This window comes from Enterobacter sp. MG-EB028, assembly GCF_056673305.1.
The window spans coordinates 2,762,165-2,779,310 of sequence record NZ_CP195079.1 but is presented as its reverse complement, the minus strand read 5'-3'; the positions used below and the strand labels follow the sequence as shown (position 1 = coordinate 2,779,310).

General features: G+C 60.1%; 13 protein-coding genes. 9 read left to right on the top strand and 4 right to left on the bottom strand.

Going from position 1 to position 17,146, the window contains the following annotated elements; translation table 11 throughout:
• The first annotated feature begins 17 nt into the window (after positions 1-17).
• A complete protein-coding gene (gene kdsA / locus ACR42C_RS13220; protein ID WP_116339376.1) occupies positions 18-872 on the top strand; it encodes a 3-deoxy-8-phosphooctulonate synthase in 855 nt (284 codons plus the stop codon).
• A gap of 115 nt (positions 873-987) precedes the next feature.
• Here the strand turns inward: kdsA and chaA are convergent, their stop codons facing one another.
• The gene (gene chaA / locus ACR42C_RS13215) at positions 988-2,088 is read right to left on the bottom strand and encodes a sodium-potassium/proton antiporter ChaA (protein ID WP_316379643.1); all 1,101 of its coding nucleotides are present in this window, start codon (positions 2,086-2,088) and stop codon (positions 988-990) included.
• 268 nt (positions 2,089-2,356) lie between these two features.
• Here chaA and chaB point away from each other — a divergent pair, with 268 nt between their 5' ends.
• Together chaB and ACR42C_RS13205 are read left to right on the top strand one after the other, a co-directional pair.
• Positions 2,357-2,587 (top strand): putative cation transport regulator ChaB, encoded by a 231-nt coding sequence (gene chaB, locus ACR42C_RS13210; protein WP_014884191.1) that lies wholly within the window; start codon positions 2,357-2,359, stop codon positions 2,585-2,587.
• 177 nt (positions 2,588-2,764) lie between these two features.
• Positions 2,765-3,460 (top strand): gamma-glutamylcyclotransferase, encoded by a 696-nt coding sequence (locus tag ACR42C_RS13205; protein WP_227441613.1) that lies wholly within the window; start codon positions 2,765-2,767, stop codon positions 3,458-3,460.
• A 29-nt stretch (positions 3,461-3,489) separates the two neighbouring features.
• Here ACR42C_RS13205 and ACR42C_RS13200 read toward each other — a convergent pair whose 3' ends face one another.
• From ACR42C_RS13200 to ACR42C_RS13190, 3 genes are all read right to left on the bottom strand, one after another.
• Positions 3,490-3,729, bottom strand: coding sequence for a DUF1883 domain-containing protein (locus tag ACR42C_RS13200; protein WP_013096243.1), 240 nt, complete (start codon positions 3,727-3,729; stop codon positions 3,490-3,492).
• Positions 3,730-3,924: 195 nt separating this feature from the next.
• Positions 3,925-5,709, bottom strand: coding sequence for a methyl-accepting chemotaxis protein (locus ACR42C_RS13195; protein ID WP_479984200.1), 1,785 nt, complete (start codon positions 5,707-5,709; stop codon positions 3,925-3,927).
• A 106-nt stretch (positions 5,710-5,815) separates the two neighbouring features.
• On the bottom strand, positions 5,816-6,169 hold the full coding sequence (locus ACR42C_RS13190) for a DsrE/DsrF/TusD sulfur relay family protein (RefSeq protein ID WP_116339382.1): 354 nt from the start codon (positions 6,167-6,169) through the stop codon (positions 5,816-5,818).
• Between the two features lie 72 nt (positions 6,170-6,241).
• Here ACR42C_RS13190 and nasR point away from each other — a divergent pair, with 72 nt between their 5' ends.
• The 6 genes from nasR (at position 6,242) to ACR42C_RS13160 (ending at position 17,075) form a co-directional block, all read left to right on the top strand.
• Positions 6,242-7,426, top strand: a complete 1,185-nt coding sequence (gene nasR / locus ACR42C_RS13185; RefSeq protein ID WP_192985093.1) for a nitrate regulatory protein NasR — start codon at positions 6,242-6,244, stop codon at positions 7,424-7,426.
• 227 nt (positions 7,427-7,653) lie between these two features.
• Entirely contained in the window at positions 7,654-8,901 is a 1,248-nt protein-coding gene (locus ACR42C_RS13180) for a CmpA/NrtA family ABC transporter substrate-binding protein (RefSeq protein ID WP_320721062.1), read from the top strand.
• Between the two features lie 2 nt (positions 8,902-8,903).
• On the top strand, positions 8,904-9,782 hold the full coding sequence (ntrB, locus tag ACR42C_RS13175) for a nitrate ABC transporter permease (RefSeq protein WP_163329943.1): 879 nt from the start codon (positions 8,904-8,906) through the stop codon (positions 9,780-9,782).
• A gap of 9 nt (positions 9,783-9,791) precedes the next feature.
• The gene (locus ACR42C_RS13170; protein WP_015570359.1) at positions 9,792-10,580 is read left to right on the top strand and encodes an ABC transporter ATP-binding protein; all 789 of its coding nucleotides are present in this window, start codon (positions 9,792-9,794) and stop codon (positions 10,578-10,580) included.
• Positions 10,581-10,593: 13 nt separating this feature from the next.
• Positions 10,594-14,580 carry a nitrite reductase large subunit NirB gene (gene nirB, locus ACR42C_RS13165; RefSeq protein WP_479984199.1) on the top strand — a complete coding sequence of 1,329 codons (3,987 nt, stop codon included), beginning with the start codon at positions 10,594-10,596 and terminating at the stop codon, positions 14,578-14,580.
• A complete protein-coding gene (locus ACR42C_RS13160) occupies positions 14,577-17,075 on the top strand; it encodes a nitrate reductase (protein WP_479984198.1) in 2,499 nt (832 codons plus the stop codon). The genes nirB and ACR42C_RS13160 overlap by 4 nt, the downstream gene beginning before the upstream one ends.
• Positions 17,076-17,146 lie beyond the last annotated feature (71 nt).

Here is a 17,146-nt window from a genome sequence, read left to right as displayed (position 1 = left end):
CTGAATAAGGCGATCCTATGAAACAAAAAGTGGTTAGCATTGGTGATATCAACGTGGCAAACGACCTGCCGTTCGTGCTGTTTGGCGGTATGAACGTGCTGGAATCCCGCGATCTCGCCATGCGTATCTGCGAGCACTACGTGACCGTGACCCAGAAGCTGGGCATTCCGTACGTGTTTAAAGCCTCTTTTGACAAAGCCAACCGCTCCTCCATCAACTCTTACCGCGGCCCGGGCCTGGAAGAGGGGATGAAAATTTTCCAGGAGCTGAAGCAGACGTTTGGCGTGAAAGTGATCACCGACGTGCATGAGTCCTGGCAGGCGCAGCCTGTGGCAGACGTGGTAGACGTGATTCAGCTTCCGGCGTTCCTGGCTCGCCAGACCGATCTGGTTGCCGCAATGGCGAAAACCGGTGCCGTGATCAACGTGAAAAAACCGCAGTTTGTGAGCCCAGGCCAGATGGGCAATATCGTTGATAAGTTTATCGAAGGCGGTAACGACAAAATTATTCTGTGCGATCGTGGCGCTAACTTCGGTTACGACAACCTGGTTGTGGACATGCTGGGCTTCAGCGTGATGAAAAACGTCTCTAACCAGTCCCCGGTGATCTTCGACGTGACCCACGCGCTGCAGTGCCGCGACCCGTTTGGCGCCGCGTCCGGCGGTCGTCGTGCCCAGGTGACCGAGCTGGCGCGTGCCGGTATGGCGACCGGCCTGGCGGGTCTGTTCATTGAAGCGCACCCGGATCCGGCTAACGCGAAATGCGATGGTCCTTCCGCGCTGCCGTTGGATAAGCTGGAGCCATTCCTGAAGCAGATCAAGGCGATTGACGATCTGGTGAAGAGCTTCGACGAGCTGGATACCAGCAACTAATAAAAAAACCCGCTTCGGCGGGTTTTTTTATGGGGCATATTGCCGGGTGGCGCTGCGCTTACCCGGCCTACAAAACCCGTAGGCCCTGCAAGCGAAGCGCCGCTGGGCAAAAAGGCTACGCAAAAATCGTCATCAAATACGCTACAAACAGCGCCATATGCGCAGCGCCGTTCAGCACATTGGTGCGGCCAGTGGAGAATGAAATCTGGCACAGCAGCAGCGAGGCCACCATCACAATCATCTCCGGCGCGCCCAGCGCAAACTGCAGATCGTTACCCGTCATAAAGGCAATCAGCGTCACCACCGGTACGGTGAGGGAAATGGTGGCCAGCACGGAGCCGAAGAACAGGTTCATTGCGCGCTGCACCTGATTGTTCAGCACCGCCTTGAGTGCGCCCAGCCCCTCAGGAGACAGGATCAGCAGCGCCACCAGGAAACCGGTAAAGGCCACCGGGGCGTTCAGCTCGGTTAACAGCGTCTCCAGCGGGTTGGCGTTCATCTTGGTGACCGCGATAACCGCGATCAGATGCACGATCAGCCAAACCGTATGCCACGCGCTGCTGTGGGCCGACGGCTTACCGTGGTGCGGGTCATCATCGTCGCCGTCATCTTCATGCTCGTACACAAACAGGCTCTGGTGCGTTTTGGTTTGAATCAACAGAAACACGCCGTACATGGCGGCGGAAATCAGCGCGACCAGCAGTGCCTGACCGGTAGAAAAATTCGCGCCCGGCAGCGCCATCGGAAAGACCAGCACGATAATGGCCAGCGGGAAGAGGGCAATCAGATACTGTTTAATACCGAACAGGTTCATATACTGGGTCGCAAATTTGCCTCCGCCCAGCAGAAGGGAAAAGCCCACCAGGCCGCCCGTCACAATCATAATGATGGAGTAGAGCGTGTCGCGCATCAGCGTTGGGGCGGCATCGCCGGTCGCCATGAGCGCGGAAATCAGGCTGACTTCGAGAATAACGACAGAAAGGCTGAGAATTAACGAGCCGTACGGCTCACCCAGACGGTGGGCCAGGACGTCCGCATGGCGAACGACGCTAAATGCGCTGGTTAAGATGCCGACCAGAGCAAGAATATTGATACCAACCACCACTGGCAGTGACTGACTGCTTCCCCAGAAGAGCAGCACAGCCAGTGCCAGAACCGGGAAAATGAGTGACGTCTCCTTGTGGCGGGTCTTTACCGCCTCGTGTGTTGCTGTCATGTGCTTCTCCATCAATGCAGGTGCTTGTAATTATAGATAGATTTTGAGGGCATTAAACTAACAGAAATCTGTTAAACACCCTTTATTTTTTACTTAATTTTACCCTTTGCCATAGTTTTCATGCTTGATGCCTGTAATAAGATATTTAATTTAAATAGTAATTAAATAACAATGGATTATGAATTTAGTTTAATCAGTATCTATTGCCGGGTGGCACCATGGCGTATCGTCGTCCACAATTACTCTTTAGCCAAAAGAGAGGTTAGTGATGCCATATAAAACGAAACGGGAATTACCCGATAACGTGAAAAACGTCCTGCCCGAACACGCACAGGATATCTATAAAGAAGCGTTTAACAGCGCATGGGATCAGTACAAAGATAAGGACGATCGGCGGGATGATGCCAGCCGGGAAGAGACGGCGCACAAAGTCGCCTGGGCCGCAGTAAAACATGACTATGAGAAAGGAGACGATGATAAATGGCATAAAAAGAAATAGCCGTGAAATTATTCGCTGCCTTCATTTTGACTTTTCAGGCGGTTGAACTTCCGTTGTATTGCAACTGGTCCGCTAATTGCTTATCGTTATTTGACTGCTGGCAAAATGACCAGCACAGAATGTCGGGAAGGCGAATTACAGATGTCGCAAGGAAGCATGCAGTGGCGGAGGTGTAAAGTGTTAACGCGTGATTTCTTAATGAAGGCAGATTGTAAGACGGCATTTGGTGCTATTGAGGAATCGCTTCTCTGGTCAGCTGAACAACGTGCGGCGTCGCTCGCTGCCACGCTTGCCTGCCGCCCGGATGATGGCCCGGTATGGATTTTTGGCTACGGTTCACTGATGTGGAACCCGGCTCTCGAATTTGTTGAATCGGCAACGGGTACGTTGCCCGGCTGGCACCGCGCATTTTGCCTGCGCCTGACGGCCGGACGCGGCAGCGCCTGTCAGCCAGGGCGCATGCTTGCACTGAAAGAGGGCGGGCGCACCACGGGCGTGGCGTATCGCCTGCCGGATGCCACGCTCGAAGAGGAGCTGACGCTGCTCTGGAAGCGCGAGATGATCACCGGCTGCTATATGCCGAGCTGGTGCAAGCTGGAGCTTGACGACGGACGCACCGTAAACGCGCTGGTGTTTATTATGGATCCGCGCCATCCGCTGTATGAAGCGGACACCCGCACGCAGGTGATTGCCCCGTTAATTGCCGCCGCCAGCGGGCCGCTCGGCACCAACGCGCAGTATCTCTTCTCCCTCGATCAGGAGCTGACCCGCCTCGGCATGCAGGACGATTGTCTGAATGAGCTGGTGGTAAAGGTGAAGGCGTTGCTGGAAGGGAACCCGCTCAGCAGCACGCTGCGACCGGGTTTTGCCTGAGAATACGCCCGGCTCGCCGGGCGTTTAAATTACGCTGCCACGTAACTGACCGAATGTTCCAGCGACTGGCTGTGGCTGTCGATCAGAACATCCCACGTGCCGGTATACGGCACGGTTAGCCAGGCCTTATCATCCTGAACGGTCAGAATATCCGCCTGGGACTGCTTCTGTGCTTTCGCACTCATCAGATGAATACGACAGCGCTCTGAGCAACGCACCACCACCGTATCCCCGCCAAAGAGTTTCAAACTTGTTTTCACCAGTGCCATTTATTTACCCCGTCGATTTTGCCCATCCCGAGCGTGATATTGTTCACAAAATACTCATTGCATAACACCAAAGAGGGAGGCGAGGGATGCTGATTTTGATCAAAAAATGGCATAACGTTTAAACAAAAATGACAAAATGCCTGAAAGCATTCAGCTGGCGCGGGTTTTACCCGGTAAACCCGCGCGGAAATAAAATTAAATGCGGAAATGGCCGGCAGTTTCAGCAAGGTCGCCCGCCTGGCTTTGCAATGCGCTGGCGGCCGCGGCGGACTGCACCACCAGCTCGGCGTTCTGCTGCACCATCCGGTCGAGATGGGTTACCGCGTGGTTGATCTCGTGAATGCCTTTCATCTGTTCGCTGGTCGCAATAGATATTTCGCGCATGATGCCGGAGACGCTGCCGATGCTGGATCGGATCTCATCCATGCTTTCCCCGGCCAGATGCACGTAGCGCGAGCCGGTGGCCACGCTGTCGGTGGTAGAGTCGATAAGCGATTTGATCTCTTTCGCCGCCTGGGCGCTGCGGCTGGCGAGGTTCCGCACTTCGCCGGCCACCACAGCGAACCCGCGCCCCTGCTCACCGGCACGCGCCGCCTCGACGGAGGCGTTCAGCGCCAGAATGTTGGTCTGGAAGGCGATGCCGTCGATCACACTGGTGATATCGCCAATTTTTGCAGAAGCCACTTCGATGGACTGCATGGTGCTGATGGCCTGCGAGACCACTTCACCGCCGCGCGCTGCGGCCGCAGAGGCCCGGCTTGCCTGGTCGTTGGCTTCTGCTGCCGATTCATTCGACTGGGTGACGGAGGCGGTTATCTCTTCCACGGCGCTGGCGGTTTCGCGAAGGCTGGACGCGGCCTGCTCGGTACGTCCGGAGAGATCCTGGTTGCCTGCCGCAATCTCCTGCGCGGCGTTTTTCACCGAGGCGCTGGCGTCGCGAAGCTGGACCATCACCACCGAGAGCTTATCGCTGAAGGCGTTAAACGCCTGCGCAATTTGCGCCACTTCGTCATCGCCGCTGTCCGGCAGGCGCTGGGAAAGATCGTTGGTGCCGTTGGCAATGCTGTGCATCGCGTCGCGAATGTCGGACAGGCGCTTAAGCAGGCGTGCAATCAGGACGTGAACAATAGCGCCGCTCAGGAGTGCCAGGATCACCAGCGAAATCGCCGACGCTTTCAGCAGGGAACGCATGCCGGAGGTGGCGTCGCTGCTATCGAGGGCGACCACCAGCAGCCAGTTCGTGCCCGGCACGGCTGAGGCGATAAAGGTTTTTTCCTCGTTATTCAGCGTTCCGTCGACCGGGTTACCACTTTTCAGCGCTGCAAGGTCGATGCCTTTGATCGTCTCGGCAAACGGCTTCAGCGTCAGGGCCGGCTCGTTGGCGGCAATCACCGTGCCGTCGGTGTTCAGGAGTAACCCGCTGCTGGCAGGCGTGGGGTGGATACCGCGCACGTTCGCCACCACGCTATCCATGGCGACATCGCCCGCCACCACCGCTTTCAGAGTGCCATTCTCCTTCACCGGCACGGCAAATGTCACCACCAGCTTCCCGGTCCCGGCATCAACGTAGGGCGCCGTCACAACCGGGCCGTCCGTGCTCACCACCTGCTGGTACCAGGGGCGTATGGTCGGGTCATAATCCGCCGGGACGCCCGCCGGGTCGGAGAATTTCGCCGTCTTGCTGGCGTAGCCCACGTAGACGTTGGTGAAGCCGCCAGCCTGGGCAAGCTGCTTAAATACCGGAACGGGATCGTCAGCCAGTGCGATGCTCTGCGCGGAGGCAATCACCGTCATTTTGCTTTTGACCCAGTCGGCAATCGCCATGTTGTGGCTGGCGCTGGTGCTGGTCAGAATATCGCGCTGGGACTGCTGGTTATCCTGGCGCGTCACCTGGAAGTTAATAACGGTATTGAGAAGAAGGGCGACGACAAGGCAGCCTGTCGTCGCGGCGATAATGCGTGCGCGAATGGATCTGAACATAAGTGAAATACCTGCTGTGTTGTTTCCATGCCTATCGGCAACCCCGCAGGTAAACTTGATGCTGAAACCGCGTCCATAAGAAAATAATATTTTTACGGGTTTATTATTAAAAAGTTAATACTTTATCCGCGGTCAGCGTCCATTCGGCCAGTTCCACCAGCGTACCGATTTCCACGCCATCGATCAGCGGCAGCCCGGTAATGCCTCGCCCGTCGGTGCAGGTCTTGCACAGTTTCACCGGTACATTTTGCGCGGTCAGGATCTCCAGCATCTGCTGAATGTTATAGCCCTCTGCTGGTTTCTGCCCCTTCAGCCCGGCAGTGACGGCGTCCGACATTAAAAAAAGCCGTAACGCCAGGTCGCTCTCTTTTTCGCGTAGCGCGATCGCCAGGCGCAGGCTGTTGAAAAGGGATTCGCTGCCGTAGGCCGCACCGTTGGCGACGATCACAATCTTCTGCATGTTGACTCCTGTTCTTTAAAAGGCACGAATATTGCTTAATTACCCGGAGTTTCGCTGTCCGGGAGAGTAAGCATGACATTAATGGCCGGCATTTCGCCAGGTGCAACCGAATGGCTCCAGCGCGCAAGGCGTATGCGCCGGGAGCAGCTCAGCAGGCTGGCGCAGCTGAACGTGCTGGTGCACGGCATTAGCCAACTGGTGCATATGCTCCAGTGCGAGCGCGGGGCGTCCAACGTCTGGCTCTGCTCACAGGGTAAGCTCTACGCGCCTGAATGCAAAGCCAGCCGGGCGCTGGTGGACGAAAACCTTGCTGCACTGAATGACATTCTTGGAAAACACTCCGCCTTCCCGGGAAGCGCCGTTTGCGAACGTATCGGCAATGCGCTGCTCACGCTGGAGACGCTTCCCGCGCTGCGCGACGGTGTAAGTCGGCAAACGCTGACGGCTCCGCAGGCAATGGAGCACTACTCCCGTATGCTGCGCCACCTGCTCAGTATCGTGCCTCAGCTTAATGACAGCATTGACGACCCGCAAATCGCGGGCCGTTTCGTCGCGCTTTATAGCCTGATGCAGGGGAAAGAGCTGGCAGGACAGGAGCGGGCCCTGGGGGCGATTGGCTTTACGCAGGGCTTTTTCGACGATGTGACGCGCCAGCGGCTGGTTGACCGCATTGACGGGCAGCAGGCCTGCTTTGAGATCTTTCTCTCCCACAGCCAGGCTGACGTGCAGACTATATTCTCACTCAACTGCCAGCCCGATCGTGAGACGGAGCAACTCCGGCGCGTGGCCTGTACCCGCCAGCCTGCCGCAGACAATGGCCATACCGCGCTCGCCTGGTTTGCGCTGCAAACGGCGCGGCTGGAGCATCTGCGCGCGCTGGAAGAGACGATCATCGCCGATCTGATGGTCGCGGTGGATGAGCGTATTCAGCGCGACGAGGCGTACCCGCTTCCTGGGGATGAAGAGGACGATCCGCTTGCTCACTACCCGGATAAACCGCTGCTGACCCTGGTTCGCCAGCAGGCGCGTGAAATAGAGCAGCTGTCCCGCCAGCTCGCGTCGCTGCGCGATACGCTTGAGGAGCGCAAAACCATTGATAAAGCCAAAAGCGTGCTTATGACCCATCAGCATATGAGTGAAGAGCAGGCCTGGACGACGCTGCGCAAAATGGCGATGGACAAGAACCAGCGCATGGTGGATATCGCCCGCGCGCTGCTTACGGTGAAGAGCGTGTGGCAGGTAACACCTAAGGAGTAGCTGCACAATCAGCGGGCATTTTATGCCTGATTGAGGTGCGTGAACGCGGGCAAAACCCGGCTTCAGGCCCTGAAACAGAGTCTTCAGACCTGGCATTAGCTTTGCATTATTCAATTAACCATTTTTGACGGTGCGCCAACGGCGGTGCATCAGTCTTCGGGATAAAGGCGTCCAGCGGTGCTTCGGCACGGCGGGCGCTTTTTTTTGGCTTTTTTTCGGGAGCGGTTATGGCGGATTTGTCGAGACGGCGATTTTTGCAGGCCAGCATGCTGGCGAGTGGCGCAGTGCTGTTACCGGGTGTAATGCAGGCCGCCTGGGCGGCAGGCTCGGATAAACCGGAACAGGAGACGGTGCGCGTCGGGTTTATCCCGCTGACCGACTGCGCGCCGGTGGTTATCGCAGCCCTGAAAGGCTTTGATAAAAAATACGGTATCACCCTTGTTCCCACCAAAGAGGCGAGCTGGGCGGCGGTGCGCGACAAGCTAGTGGCGGGGGAACTTGATGCCGCACACATTCTTTACGGCCTGCTGTACGGCCTGGAACTGGGCATCGCCGGCAAGCCACAGCAGATGGCGAACCTGATGACCCTCAACCAGAACGGTCAGGCCATTACGCTCTCCAGCGATCTGGCAGAGAAGGGCGTTCGCGACCTCGATGGGCTGAAAACGCTGATCGGGCAGCAAGCGCCGGGAACCTATACCTTCGCGCACACCTTCCCGACCGGGACGCACGCCATGTGGCTCTACTACTGGCTGGCCAGCGCGGGCATTAACCCCTTTGACGACGTGCGCACGGTAGTAGTGCCGCCGCCGCAGATGGTGATGAACATGCGCATTGGCAACATGGTGGGCTTCTGCGTCGGCGAGCCGTGGAACGCGCGGGCGATTAACGACCGCATCGGGTTTACCGCCGCCACGTCGCAGTCTATCTGGGCCGATCATCCGGAAAAAATCCTCGGTACGCGCCGTGACTGGGTGGAGAAAAATCCGCACACCGCGCGGGCGCTGGTGAGCGCGGTGCTGGAGGCCGCGCGCTGGATCGAGGCATCCCCGGAAAACAAACGCGAAACCGCGCAGATCCTCTCCCGCCGGGCGTGGCTCAACTGCAAAGAACAGTATCTTACCGGGCGCATGCTCGGCGAATACGACAACGGCCTGGGCCAGCGCTGGCAGGACGCGCACCCGATCCGCTTTTTCAACGAGGGGGCCGTCAGCTACCCGTACCACTCCGACGGTATGTGGTTCTTAACCCAGTTCCGCCGCTGGGGCTTGCTCAAAGCCGCGCCGGACTATGCGGGCATCGCGCAGCGCATTAACCAGACTGCGGTATGGCAGGATGCCGCCGCCGCGGTCGGCGGCATGTCCGCACCGTCATCACCGTACCGCAGCAGCACGCTGATGGACGGCACCGTCTGGAACGGCACCGATCCGGAAGGGTACGCCAGCCGTTTCGCCATTCACCGTAAAGGGGCCTGATTATGCCGCATCTGCAAAATACGAAACCACAACAGACGTCAGAGAGCGGGGAAGTGATTGTCCTGCCTCCGGTACAGGTTCGCCGCCGCACGCCCGCATTTGCGCGCCGGATGAACGATTTTTTACAGCGCGTGATTCCGGCGCTGCTCGGTCTCGGGCTGCTGGTGGTGCTCTGGCAGCTGGCAGCGATAAACAGCAAAGGTTTCCCGACGCCGCTCAGCACGCTTGATTCCGCTATTACCCTTTTCGCCGATCCGTTTTATCGTGACGGTCCTAACGATATGGGCATTGGCTGGAACGTGCTTGCTTCACTGCAGCGCGTCGCCATCGGCTTTGGCCTGGCGGCGCTGGCGGGCATACCGCTGGGTTTTTTGATTGGCCGCTTCACCTTTTTCGCGCGCATGTTTAACCCGCTGATTGCGCTTCTGCGCCCGGTCAGCCCGCTGGCCTGGCTGCCCATCGGCCTGCTGCTGTTCCAGAAGGCGGAGCCCGCGTCGAGCTGGACCATTTTTATCTGCTCCATCTGGCCGATGGTCATCAACACCGCCGAAGGCGTGCGCCGCATTCCGCAGGATTACCTCAACGTCGCCCGCGTATTGCAGCTTTCCGAGTGGACCATCATGCGCCGCATTCTTTTTCCGGCGGTGCTGCCCGCTGTACTGACCGGGGTGCGCCTCTCCATCGGCATCGCCTGGCTGGTTATTGTCGCCGCCGAGATGCTCACCGGAGGCCTAGGCATCGGCTTCTGGATCTGGAACGAGTGGAACAACCTCAACGTCGAAAACATTCTCATCGCCATCGTCATCATTGGCGTGGTCGGGCTGCTGCTGGAGCAGGGGCTGATGCTGATCGCCCGTCGCTTTAGCTGGCAGGAAAAATAAGGAGCGAACATGAAACCATTAATTCAGGTCCAGGCCGTGAGCCAGCGTTTTTCCACCGCCAGCGGCGAGTTTCTGGCGCTGCAAAACGTCTCTTTTGATATCCACGAGGGCGAAACCGTCAGCCTGATCGGCCACTCCGGCTGCGGCAAATCGACGCTGCTGAATCTCATCGCCGGCATTACGCTGCCGACGGAAGGCGGGCTGATTTGCGACAACCGCGAAATCGCCGGGCCGGGGCCCGAGCGCGCGGTGGTGTTCCAGAACCATTCGCTGCTGCCGTGGCTGACCTGTTTCGACAACGTGGCGCTGGCGGTGGATCAGGTGTTCCGCCACACCATGAGCAAGGCCGAGCGCAAAGCGTGGATAGAGCACAACCTTGACCGCGTGCAGATGGGCCACGCGTTGCATAAGCGTCCGGGGGAGATCTCCGGCGGCATGAAGCAGCGCGTCGGCATTGCCCGCGCGCTGGCGATGAAGCCGAAAGTGTTGCTGATGGATGAGCCGTTCGGCGCGCTGGATGCGCTGACGCGCGCCCACCTGCAGGACTCGGTGATGCAGATCCAGCAGGCGCTGAACACCACCATCGTGCTCATTACCCACGATGTGGACGAGGCGGTGTTGCTCTCCGATCGCGTGCTGATGATGACCAATGGCCCGGCGGCAACCGTCGGGGAGATCCTCCGCGTAGACCTGCCGCGTCCGCGCAACCGGGTTCAGCTGGCGGACGATAGCCGCTATCACCACATGCGTCAGCAGATCCTTCATTTCCTCTACGAAAAACAGCCGAAAGCGGCGTAGCGAGGGGGCTTTGATGCGACTGGTCATTATCGGGAATGGCATGGCGGCAACCCGGCTGATTGCTTCGCTCACCGGGCGTGCTTCCGGTCGGTTCGCTATCACCGTCATCGGTGATGAGTCGGAGCATGCCTATAACCGCATCCAGCTTTCGCCGGTGCTGGGCGGTGAAAAAACGGCTGCGGGCATCTGCCTTCAGGATGATCGCTGGTACCAGGAGCGGGGCGTAACGGTGCTGCGGGGTGAAAAGGCGCTCGCTGTGGACATGGACACGCGGGAAGTGCAAACCACCGCCCGCACGCTGGGCTGGGATGCGCTGGTATTTGCCACCGGGTCAACGCCCTTTGTGCCGCCGATCCCTGGCGGTGATGCACCGCATGTCTTCACGTTCCGTACCCTGGAGGATATCCGGGCCATTCAGGCGATCGCCGGTCCGGCGGTGGTGCTGGGGGGCGGCGTGCTCGGCGTAGAGACAGCGGCAGCGTTGGCGCGTTCAGGTGACAACGTCACGCTCGTTCATCGCGGTCCGTGGCTGATGGAGCAGCAGCTGGACCAGCAGGCGGGAATGCTGCTGGAAGAGGCGCTGGCGGCGCGGGGCGTTAGTTGTGAACTCGCCTCCGGTATCGCGGCGATTGACGGGAATAGCGTGACGCTGCTGAACGGACGCCTCGTCACCGCCGCGCGCGTGGTGCTGGCGACCGGTGTGCAGCCCAACGTCGCGCTGGCGCAGGCCAGCGGCATTCGCTGCGCGCGCGGCATCGTGGTGGATCACCAGATGCGGACTTCCAGGCCGAACGTCTACGCCATTGGCGAGTGCTGTGAGATTGACGGCCAGACGTTTGGCCTGGTCGCCCCCTGCCTGGCGCAGGCGGATATTCTCGCCGCGCGGCTGGGCGGGGACGTTACCGCGCCGTTTGCCCTGACCGACAACGGCATGCGCCTCAAGGTGACCGGCGTGGAGCTGTTCAGCCTCGGGCGTGCGGAAGCGCTGGAGAGCGATGTGGTCTGGAGTTCATGGGATCCGCTGACCCGTCACTATCGGCGTTTACTGATCCATCAGGGGGCGCTGGCTGGCGTGCTGCTGATGGGCGACTGCCGCAGCGCGGCAACATTTACCGATTTACTGGCAACGGCTGCGCCCGCCCACGCGGACTGGCTGTTCGATCGTTTCACTACGCAACCGCAGGTTGCAGGACAGAACGCTATGACAAAACCTACTCTGGTGGTGGTTGGACACGGTATGGTCGGCCATCATTTCCTCGAAGACTGCGTTAACCGCAATCTGCATCAGCAGTATCAGATCGTTGTCTTTGGCGAGGAGCGCTATGCCGCCTACGATCGCGTGCATCTCTCGGAATATTTTGGCGGACGCAGCGCGGCGTCGCTCTCGCTGGTGGAAGGGGATTTCTTTGCCAACAACGGCATTGAGCTGCGCCTGTCGCAGCAGATCGTCGCTATCGACCGCGACGCGCGCGTGGTACGTACCGCCAGCGGGCATGAAACGCACTGGGATAAACTGGTGCTGGCGACCGGCTCATACCCGTTCGTCCCGCCCGTGCCGGGCAATGATCTGCCGGGCTGCTTTGTCTACCGCACCCTTGACGACCTGGACAACATTGCGGCCCACGCCGCGGGCTCGCGCCGCGGCGTGGTGATTGGCGGCGGCCTGCTCGGGCTGGAGGCGGCGAATGCCCTCAGGCAGCTCGGGCTGGAAACCCATGTGGTGGAGTTTGCGCCCAACCTGATGGCGGTGCAGCTTGATAATGACGGCGCGGCGATGCTGCGCAGGAAAATCGAGGCGCTGGGCGTCGGCGTTCACACCAGTAAAGCCACCACGGAAATTGTCTCGACGGTCGACGGGCTGACGCTGCGCTTTGCCGATGGTGAACAGCTGGAAACGGACATGGTGGTCTTTTCTGCCGGCATTCGTCCGCAGGACGCACTGGCGCGCAGCGGCGGGCTGGCTGTCGGCGAGCGCGGTGGGATCTGCATTGATGACGGCTGCCGGACCTCCGATCCGGACGTGCTGGCCATCGGCGAGTGCGCGCTGTGGGAAGGGAAAATCTTCGGCCTGGTGGCGCCGGGCTACCAGATGGCGCGCGTGGCCGCCGCCGCGCTCGCGGGCGAAGATAAAACCTTCACCGGGGCAGATATGAGCACTAAGCTCAAGCTGCTCGGCGTGGACGTGGCGTCCTTTGGCGATGCCCACGGGCGCACGCCGGGAGCGCTAAGCTACCAGTGGACGCACGGCCCGCAGCAAATTTACAAGAAAATTGTGGTCAGCCACGACGGCAAAACGCTGCTGGGCGGCGTGCTGGTGGGTGATGCCAGCGAATACGCCACGCTGGTGCAGATGATGCTTAACGGCATCAGCCTGCCGAAAGAGCCGGAATCACTGATTTTACCCGCGTTGTCAGGCAGCGCGCCGAAAGCGCTGGGCGTGGCGGCGCTGCCGGAAAGCGCGCAGATCTGTTCGTGTCATAACGTCAGTAAAGGCGATATCTGCCGGGCGGTGAGCGCGGGCGCAGCGGATATCGGCGCCGTTAAGCAGTGCACCAAAGCGGCGACCGGCTGTGGCGGATGCAGCGCGCTGGTGAAGCAGGTGATGGAGTTCCAGCTTGCCGAGCAGGGCGTGGAGGTGAAAAAGGATATCTGCGAACACTTCCCATACTCGCGTCAGGAGATTTACCACCTCGTGCGCGTCAACCATATCCACACCTTCGACCAGCTCATCAGCCGCTACGGTCAGGGCCACGGGTGCGAAATCTGTAAGCCGCTGGTGGGGTCGGTGCTGGCCTCCTGCTGGAACGAGTACCTGCTCAAGCCGGCGCATCTGCCGCTGCAGGACACTAACGACCGCTACTTCGCCAACATCCAGAAAGACGGAACGTATTCCATCGTGCCGCGCATGCCCGCAGGGGAAGTGACGGCAGACGGGCTGATCGCTATCGGTCAGATTGCCAAACGCTACGGCCTGTACAGCAAAATCACCGGCGGGCAGCGTATCGACCTGTTTGGCGCCACTCTGGAACAGCTGCCGGAAATCTGGCAGGCGCTGGTGGAGGCCGGGTTTGAAACCGGGCACGCCTACGGGAAATCCCTGCGCACGGTGAAATCCTGCGTTGGGTCGACCTGGTGCCGCTACGGCGTGCAGGACTCCACCGGCCTCGCGGTCCGGCTGGAACACCGCTACAAGGGGCTGCGTGCGCCGCACAAAATCAAAATGGCGGTTTCCGGCTGCACCCGCGAGTGCGCGGAGGCGCAGAGCAAAGACGTGGGGGTGATTGCCACGGACAAAGGCTGGAACCTTTATCTGTGCGGCAACGGCGGCATGAAGCCCCGCCATGCGGATCTCTTCGCCAGCGATCTGGACGACGAAACGCTGATCCGCACCGTCGACCGTTTCCTGATGTTTTATATTCGCACGGCGGATCGCCTGCAGCGCACCAGCACCTGGATGGACAACCTGGAGGGCGGCCTCGACTATCTTCGTGAGGTGATCCTCAACGACAGTCTCGGCATCGCCCACGAGCTGGAGCAGGAGATGGCCCGGGTAGTAGAGACGTACCAGTGCGAGTGGCAAACCACGCTCAACGATCCTGATCGCCTGGCGCTGTTCCGCACCGCGGTGAACCACGCACCGTCGGACGAAAGCAAGCGCTGGCAGGAGATCTGCGGCATTGACGATATCCCGGAGCAGGCGGGCATCGGCGCGCGGCTTGGCCGAAAACCGATTGCGCTGTTCCGCTTTGGAACGTCCGTTTATGCCCTGGACGATCTGGAGCCGGGCAGCAGCGCGAACGTGCTTTCGCGCGGCATCCTTGGCGATGCGGCGGGCGAGCCGGTGGTAATTTCCCCGCTCTACAAGCAGCGCATTCGTCTGCGCGACGGTTGTCAGGTGGAGAACGGTGAACCCGCGGTGCGCGCCTGGCCGGTAAAAATTGAAAACGGCCAGGTGTGGGTCGGAAACGAAGAGCTGGTAATGCGTGCGGAGGCCTCATGACGGATACCCGGACAACGTGCCCCTACTGCGGGGTAGGCTGCGGCGTGGTCGCCAGCGTGGAGGATGGCGCGGTCAGCGTTCGTGGGGATGAAACCCATCCTGCGAACTTTGGCCGCCTGTGCGTGAAAGGATCAGCCCTGGGGGAGACGATGGGTTTGCAGGGGCGGCTTTTGCGCCCCGTTGTCGACGGAATTGAGGTTGACTGGGCGCAGGCGCTGAACGCGGCGGGTGAGCGGCTGCGGGAGATCGTCGACACATGGGGGCCGCAGGCGGTGGCGTTTTACGCCTCCGGCCAACTGTTAACCGAGGATTACTATGCCGCCAACAAGCTGATGAAAGGGTTTATCGGCGCGGCGAACATTGATACCAACTCCCGGCTCTGCATGTCCTCGGCGGTGGTGGGCTACAAGCGTGCCTTCGGCGAAGACGTGGTGCCATGCAGCTATGAGGATGTGGAAAACAGCGATCTGGTGGTGCTGGCTGGCTCGAACGCGGCTTGGACGCATCCGGTGCTCTATCAGCGCCTGGTGCAGGCAAAGCATAACAACCCGCAGATGAAGGTGGTGGTGATTGACCCGCGTAAAACCGCTACCTGCGATATTGCCGACCTGCATCTGGCGCTTAAACCCGGCAGCGACGCCGGGCTGTTTGTGGGGTTGCTCAATCTGATTCAGGGCACCGATGAGTGGCCGGTTGCCCGCGTGGCGGCGTTTTGCGACCTTCCTTCAGAGAAGGTGGGGACTTTTTATGACTGGTTTGTCACCGCACCGCGGGCGATAACGCTCTACACCATGGGGATCAACCAGTCCATCAGCGGCAGCGACAAGTGCAGCGCCATCATTAACGTTCATCTTGCCAGCGGGAAATTTAATCGTCCGGGCTGCGGCCCGTTTTCGCTGACCGGACAGCCAAACGCCATGGGCGGCCGGGAAGTGGGCGGGCTGGCGAACCAGCTGGCGGCGCATATGAACTTCGAGCCGGACGATCTCTCTCGGGTGGCGCGTTTCTGGGGAACGGAACGGCTGGCGCAGACGCCGGGCCTGATGGCGGTGGAGCTGTTTGACGCCATCGCCCGCGGCGAGGTGAAGGCTGTGTGGATCATGGGCACCAACCCTGCCGTGTCGCTGCCGGACAGCCACGCGGTGTGTCAGGCGCTGGCAATGTGCCCGCTGGTGATGGTTTCTGAAGTGATGAAAGATACCGACACCAGCCGGTTTGCCCATATCCGTTTTCCGGCGCTGGGCTGGGGGGAGAAGGACGGCACGGTGACCAATTCCGAGCGGCGCATTTCGCGCCAGCGCGCGTTTCTGCCCGCGCCGGGCGAAGCGAAGCCTGACTGGTGGATCGTGGCTCAGATTGCAAAACGGCTGGGCTACGGCGAGGCTTTTGCCTGGGAGCATCCGCACGAGATTTTTTGCGAGCATGCGGCGCTGACGGCCTTTGAAAACGACGGCGCGCGGGCATTGAACCTGCATGAGCTGGCCGGGCTAACCCGTGAAGCGTGGGAGCGACTTGAACCTTATCAATGGCGAACGGGGGATTTCCCGCGCCGAAACCTGGTGCCGGTCGAGCCGCTGCCGCACGGCGCAACGACCACCGCGCTCTACCCGCTGATCCTTAACTCCGGGCGCATCCGCGACCAGTGGCACACCATGACCCGGACAGGATACGTACCCCGGCTGATGCAGCATATCGCGGAGCCGTTTGTTGAGGTCTGCGCCGCAGACGCGATCCGATTTGCCCTGTGTGACGGCCAGCTGGCGCGCATCAATTCCCCGCGCGGCGTCATGGTTGCCAGAGTGCGAATCAACGATGGAATACGGGAAGGCGAAGCATTTGCCCCGATGCACTGGAACGCTGAGTTTGCCCGCCAGGGTAAGGTGAACGCGCTGGTGGAAGGGCGCTGCGATCCGGCTTCGGGCCAGCCGGAGAGTAAACAAACCGCCGTCAGAATCATGCCCTGGCAGCCCGGCTGGCAGGGGGAGCTCTATGCCCGGGAATGGCCGGAAATACCCTCTTCGGTTCACTGGTGGCGTAAACCCTCGCGAATGACGATAGCAGGTGATAAGCCGCTGCTCCCGTGGGTCATGGATTATGCCAGCGGGCGCGGCTGGCAGCTGCAGGTTGCGCAAACCGGGGAACGCAGCAGCGTGCTGGCCTGGCACGAAGGCCATCTGATGCTCGGCTTCTGGGAAGGCACCGCGTTGCCCGAGCTGGCGCACCCGGTGATTGACGCCGCATTTCAGTCGCCACCCTCGACGCCCGCAGCGCGGCATGCGCTGCTGAACGGGCAGGGCGCGGGGAAGAGTGCCGATCCGGGGCGCATCATCTGCAGCTGTTTCAGCGTGGGAGAAAACGCGATACGGGAAGCGATTGCCGGAGGGTGTGATTCCGTAACCATGCTGGGGGCGCGGTTACGCTGCGGAACGAACTGCGGTTCGTGCGTGCCTGAGCTCAAAACAATGTTTCAGGAAATTCCGGAAAATTCCCCTTAAAGCTGCAAATGGGGAGAAATCGCGTTAAGGTAACTGGTGTTCTTACGTAAGCACCGGGTAATTCTTACGAC

What these genes read in the sequence shown, in the direction of transcription:
- chaA (WP_316379643.1), bottom strand. Translation starts at nt 2,088, where the DNA reads ATGACAGCAACACACGAGGCGGTAAAGACCCGCCACAAGGAGACGTCA.
- ACR42C_RS13160 (WP_479984198.1), top strand. Translation starts at nt 14,577, where the DNA reads ATGACGGATACCCGGACAACGTGCCCCTACTGCGGGGTAGGCTGCGGC.
- ACR42C_RS13195 (WP_479984200.1), bottom strand. Translation starts at nt 5,709, where the DNA reads ATGTTCAGATCCATTCGCGCACGCATTATCGCCGCGACGACAGGCTGC.
- ACR42C_RS13170 (WP_015570359.1), top strand. Translation starts at nt 9,792, where the DNA reads ATGAAACCATTAATTCAGGTCCAGGCCGTGAGCCAGCGTTTTTCCACC.
- kdsA (WP_116339376.1), top strand. Translation starts at nt 18, where the DNA reads ATGAAACAAAAAGTGGTTAGCATTGGTGATATCAACGTGGCAAACGAC.
- ntrB (WP_163329943.1), top strand. Translation starts at nt 8,904, where the DNA reads ATGCCGCATCTGCAAAATACGAAACCACAACAGACGTCAGAGAGCGGG.
- ACR42C_RS13190 (WP_116339382.1), bottom strand. Translation starts at nt 6,169, where the DNA reads ATGCAGAAGATTGTGATCGTCGCCAACGGTGCGGCCTACGGCAGCGAA.
- ACR42C_RS13200 (WP_013096243.1), bottom strand. Translation starts at nt 3,729, where the DNA reads ATGGCACTGGTGAAAACAAGTTTGAAACTCTTTGGCGGGGATACGGTG.
- chaB (WP_014884191.1), top strand. Translation starts at nt 2,357, where the DNA reads ATGCCATATAAAACGAAACGGGAATTACCCGATAACGTGAAAAACGTC.
- nasR (WP_192985093.1), top strand. Translation starts at nt 6,242, where the DNA reads ATGACATTAATGGCCGGCATTTCGCCAGGTGCAACCGAATGGCTCCAG.
- nirB (WP_479984199.1), top strand. Translation starts at nt 10,594, where the DNA reads ATGCGACTGGTCATTATCGGGAATGGCATGGCGGCAACCCGGCTGATT.
- ACR42C_RS13180 (WP_320721062.1), top strand. Translation starts at nt 7,654, where the DNA reads ATGGCGGATTTGTCGAGACGGCGATTTTTGCAGGCCAGCATGCTGGCG.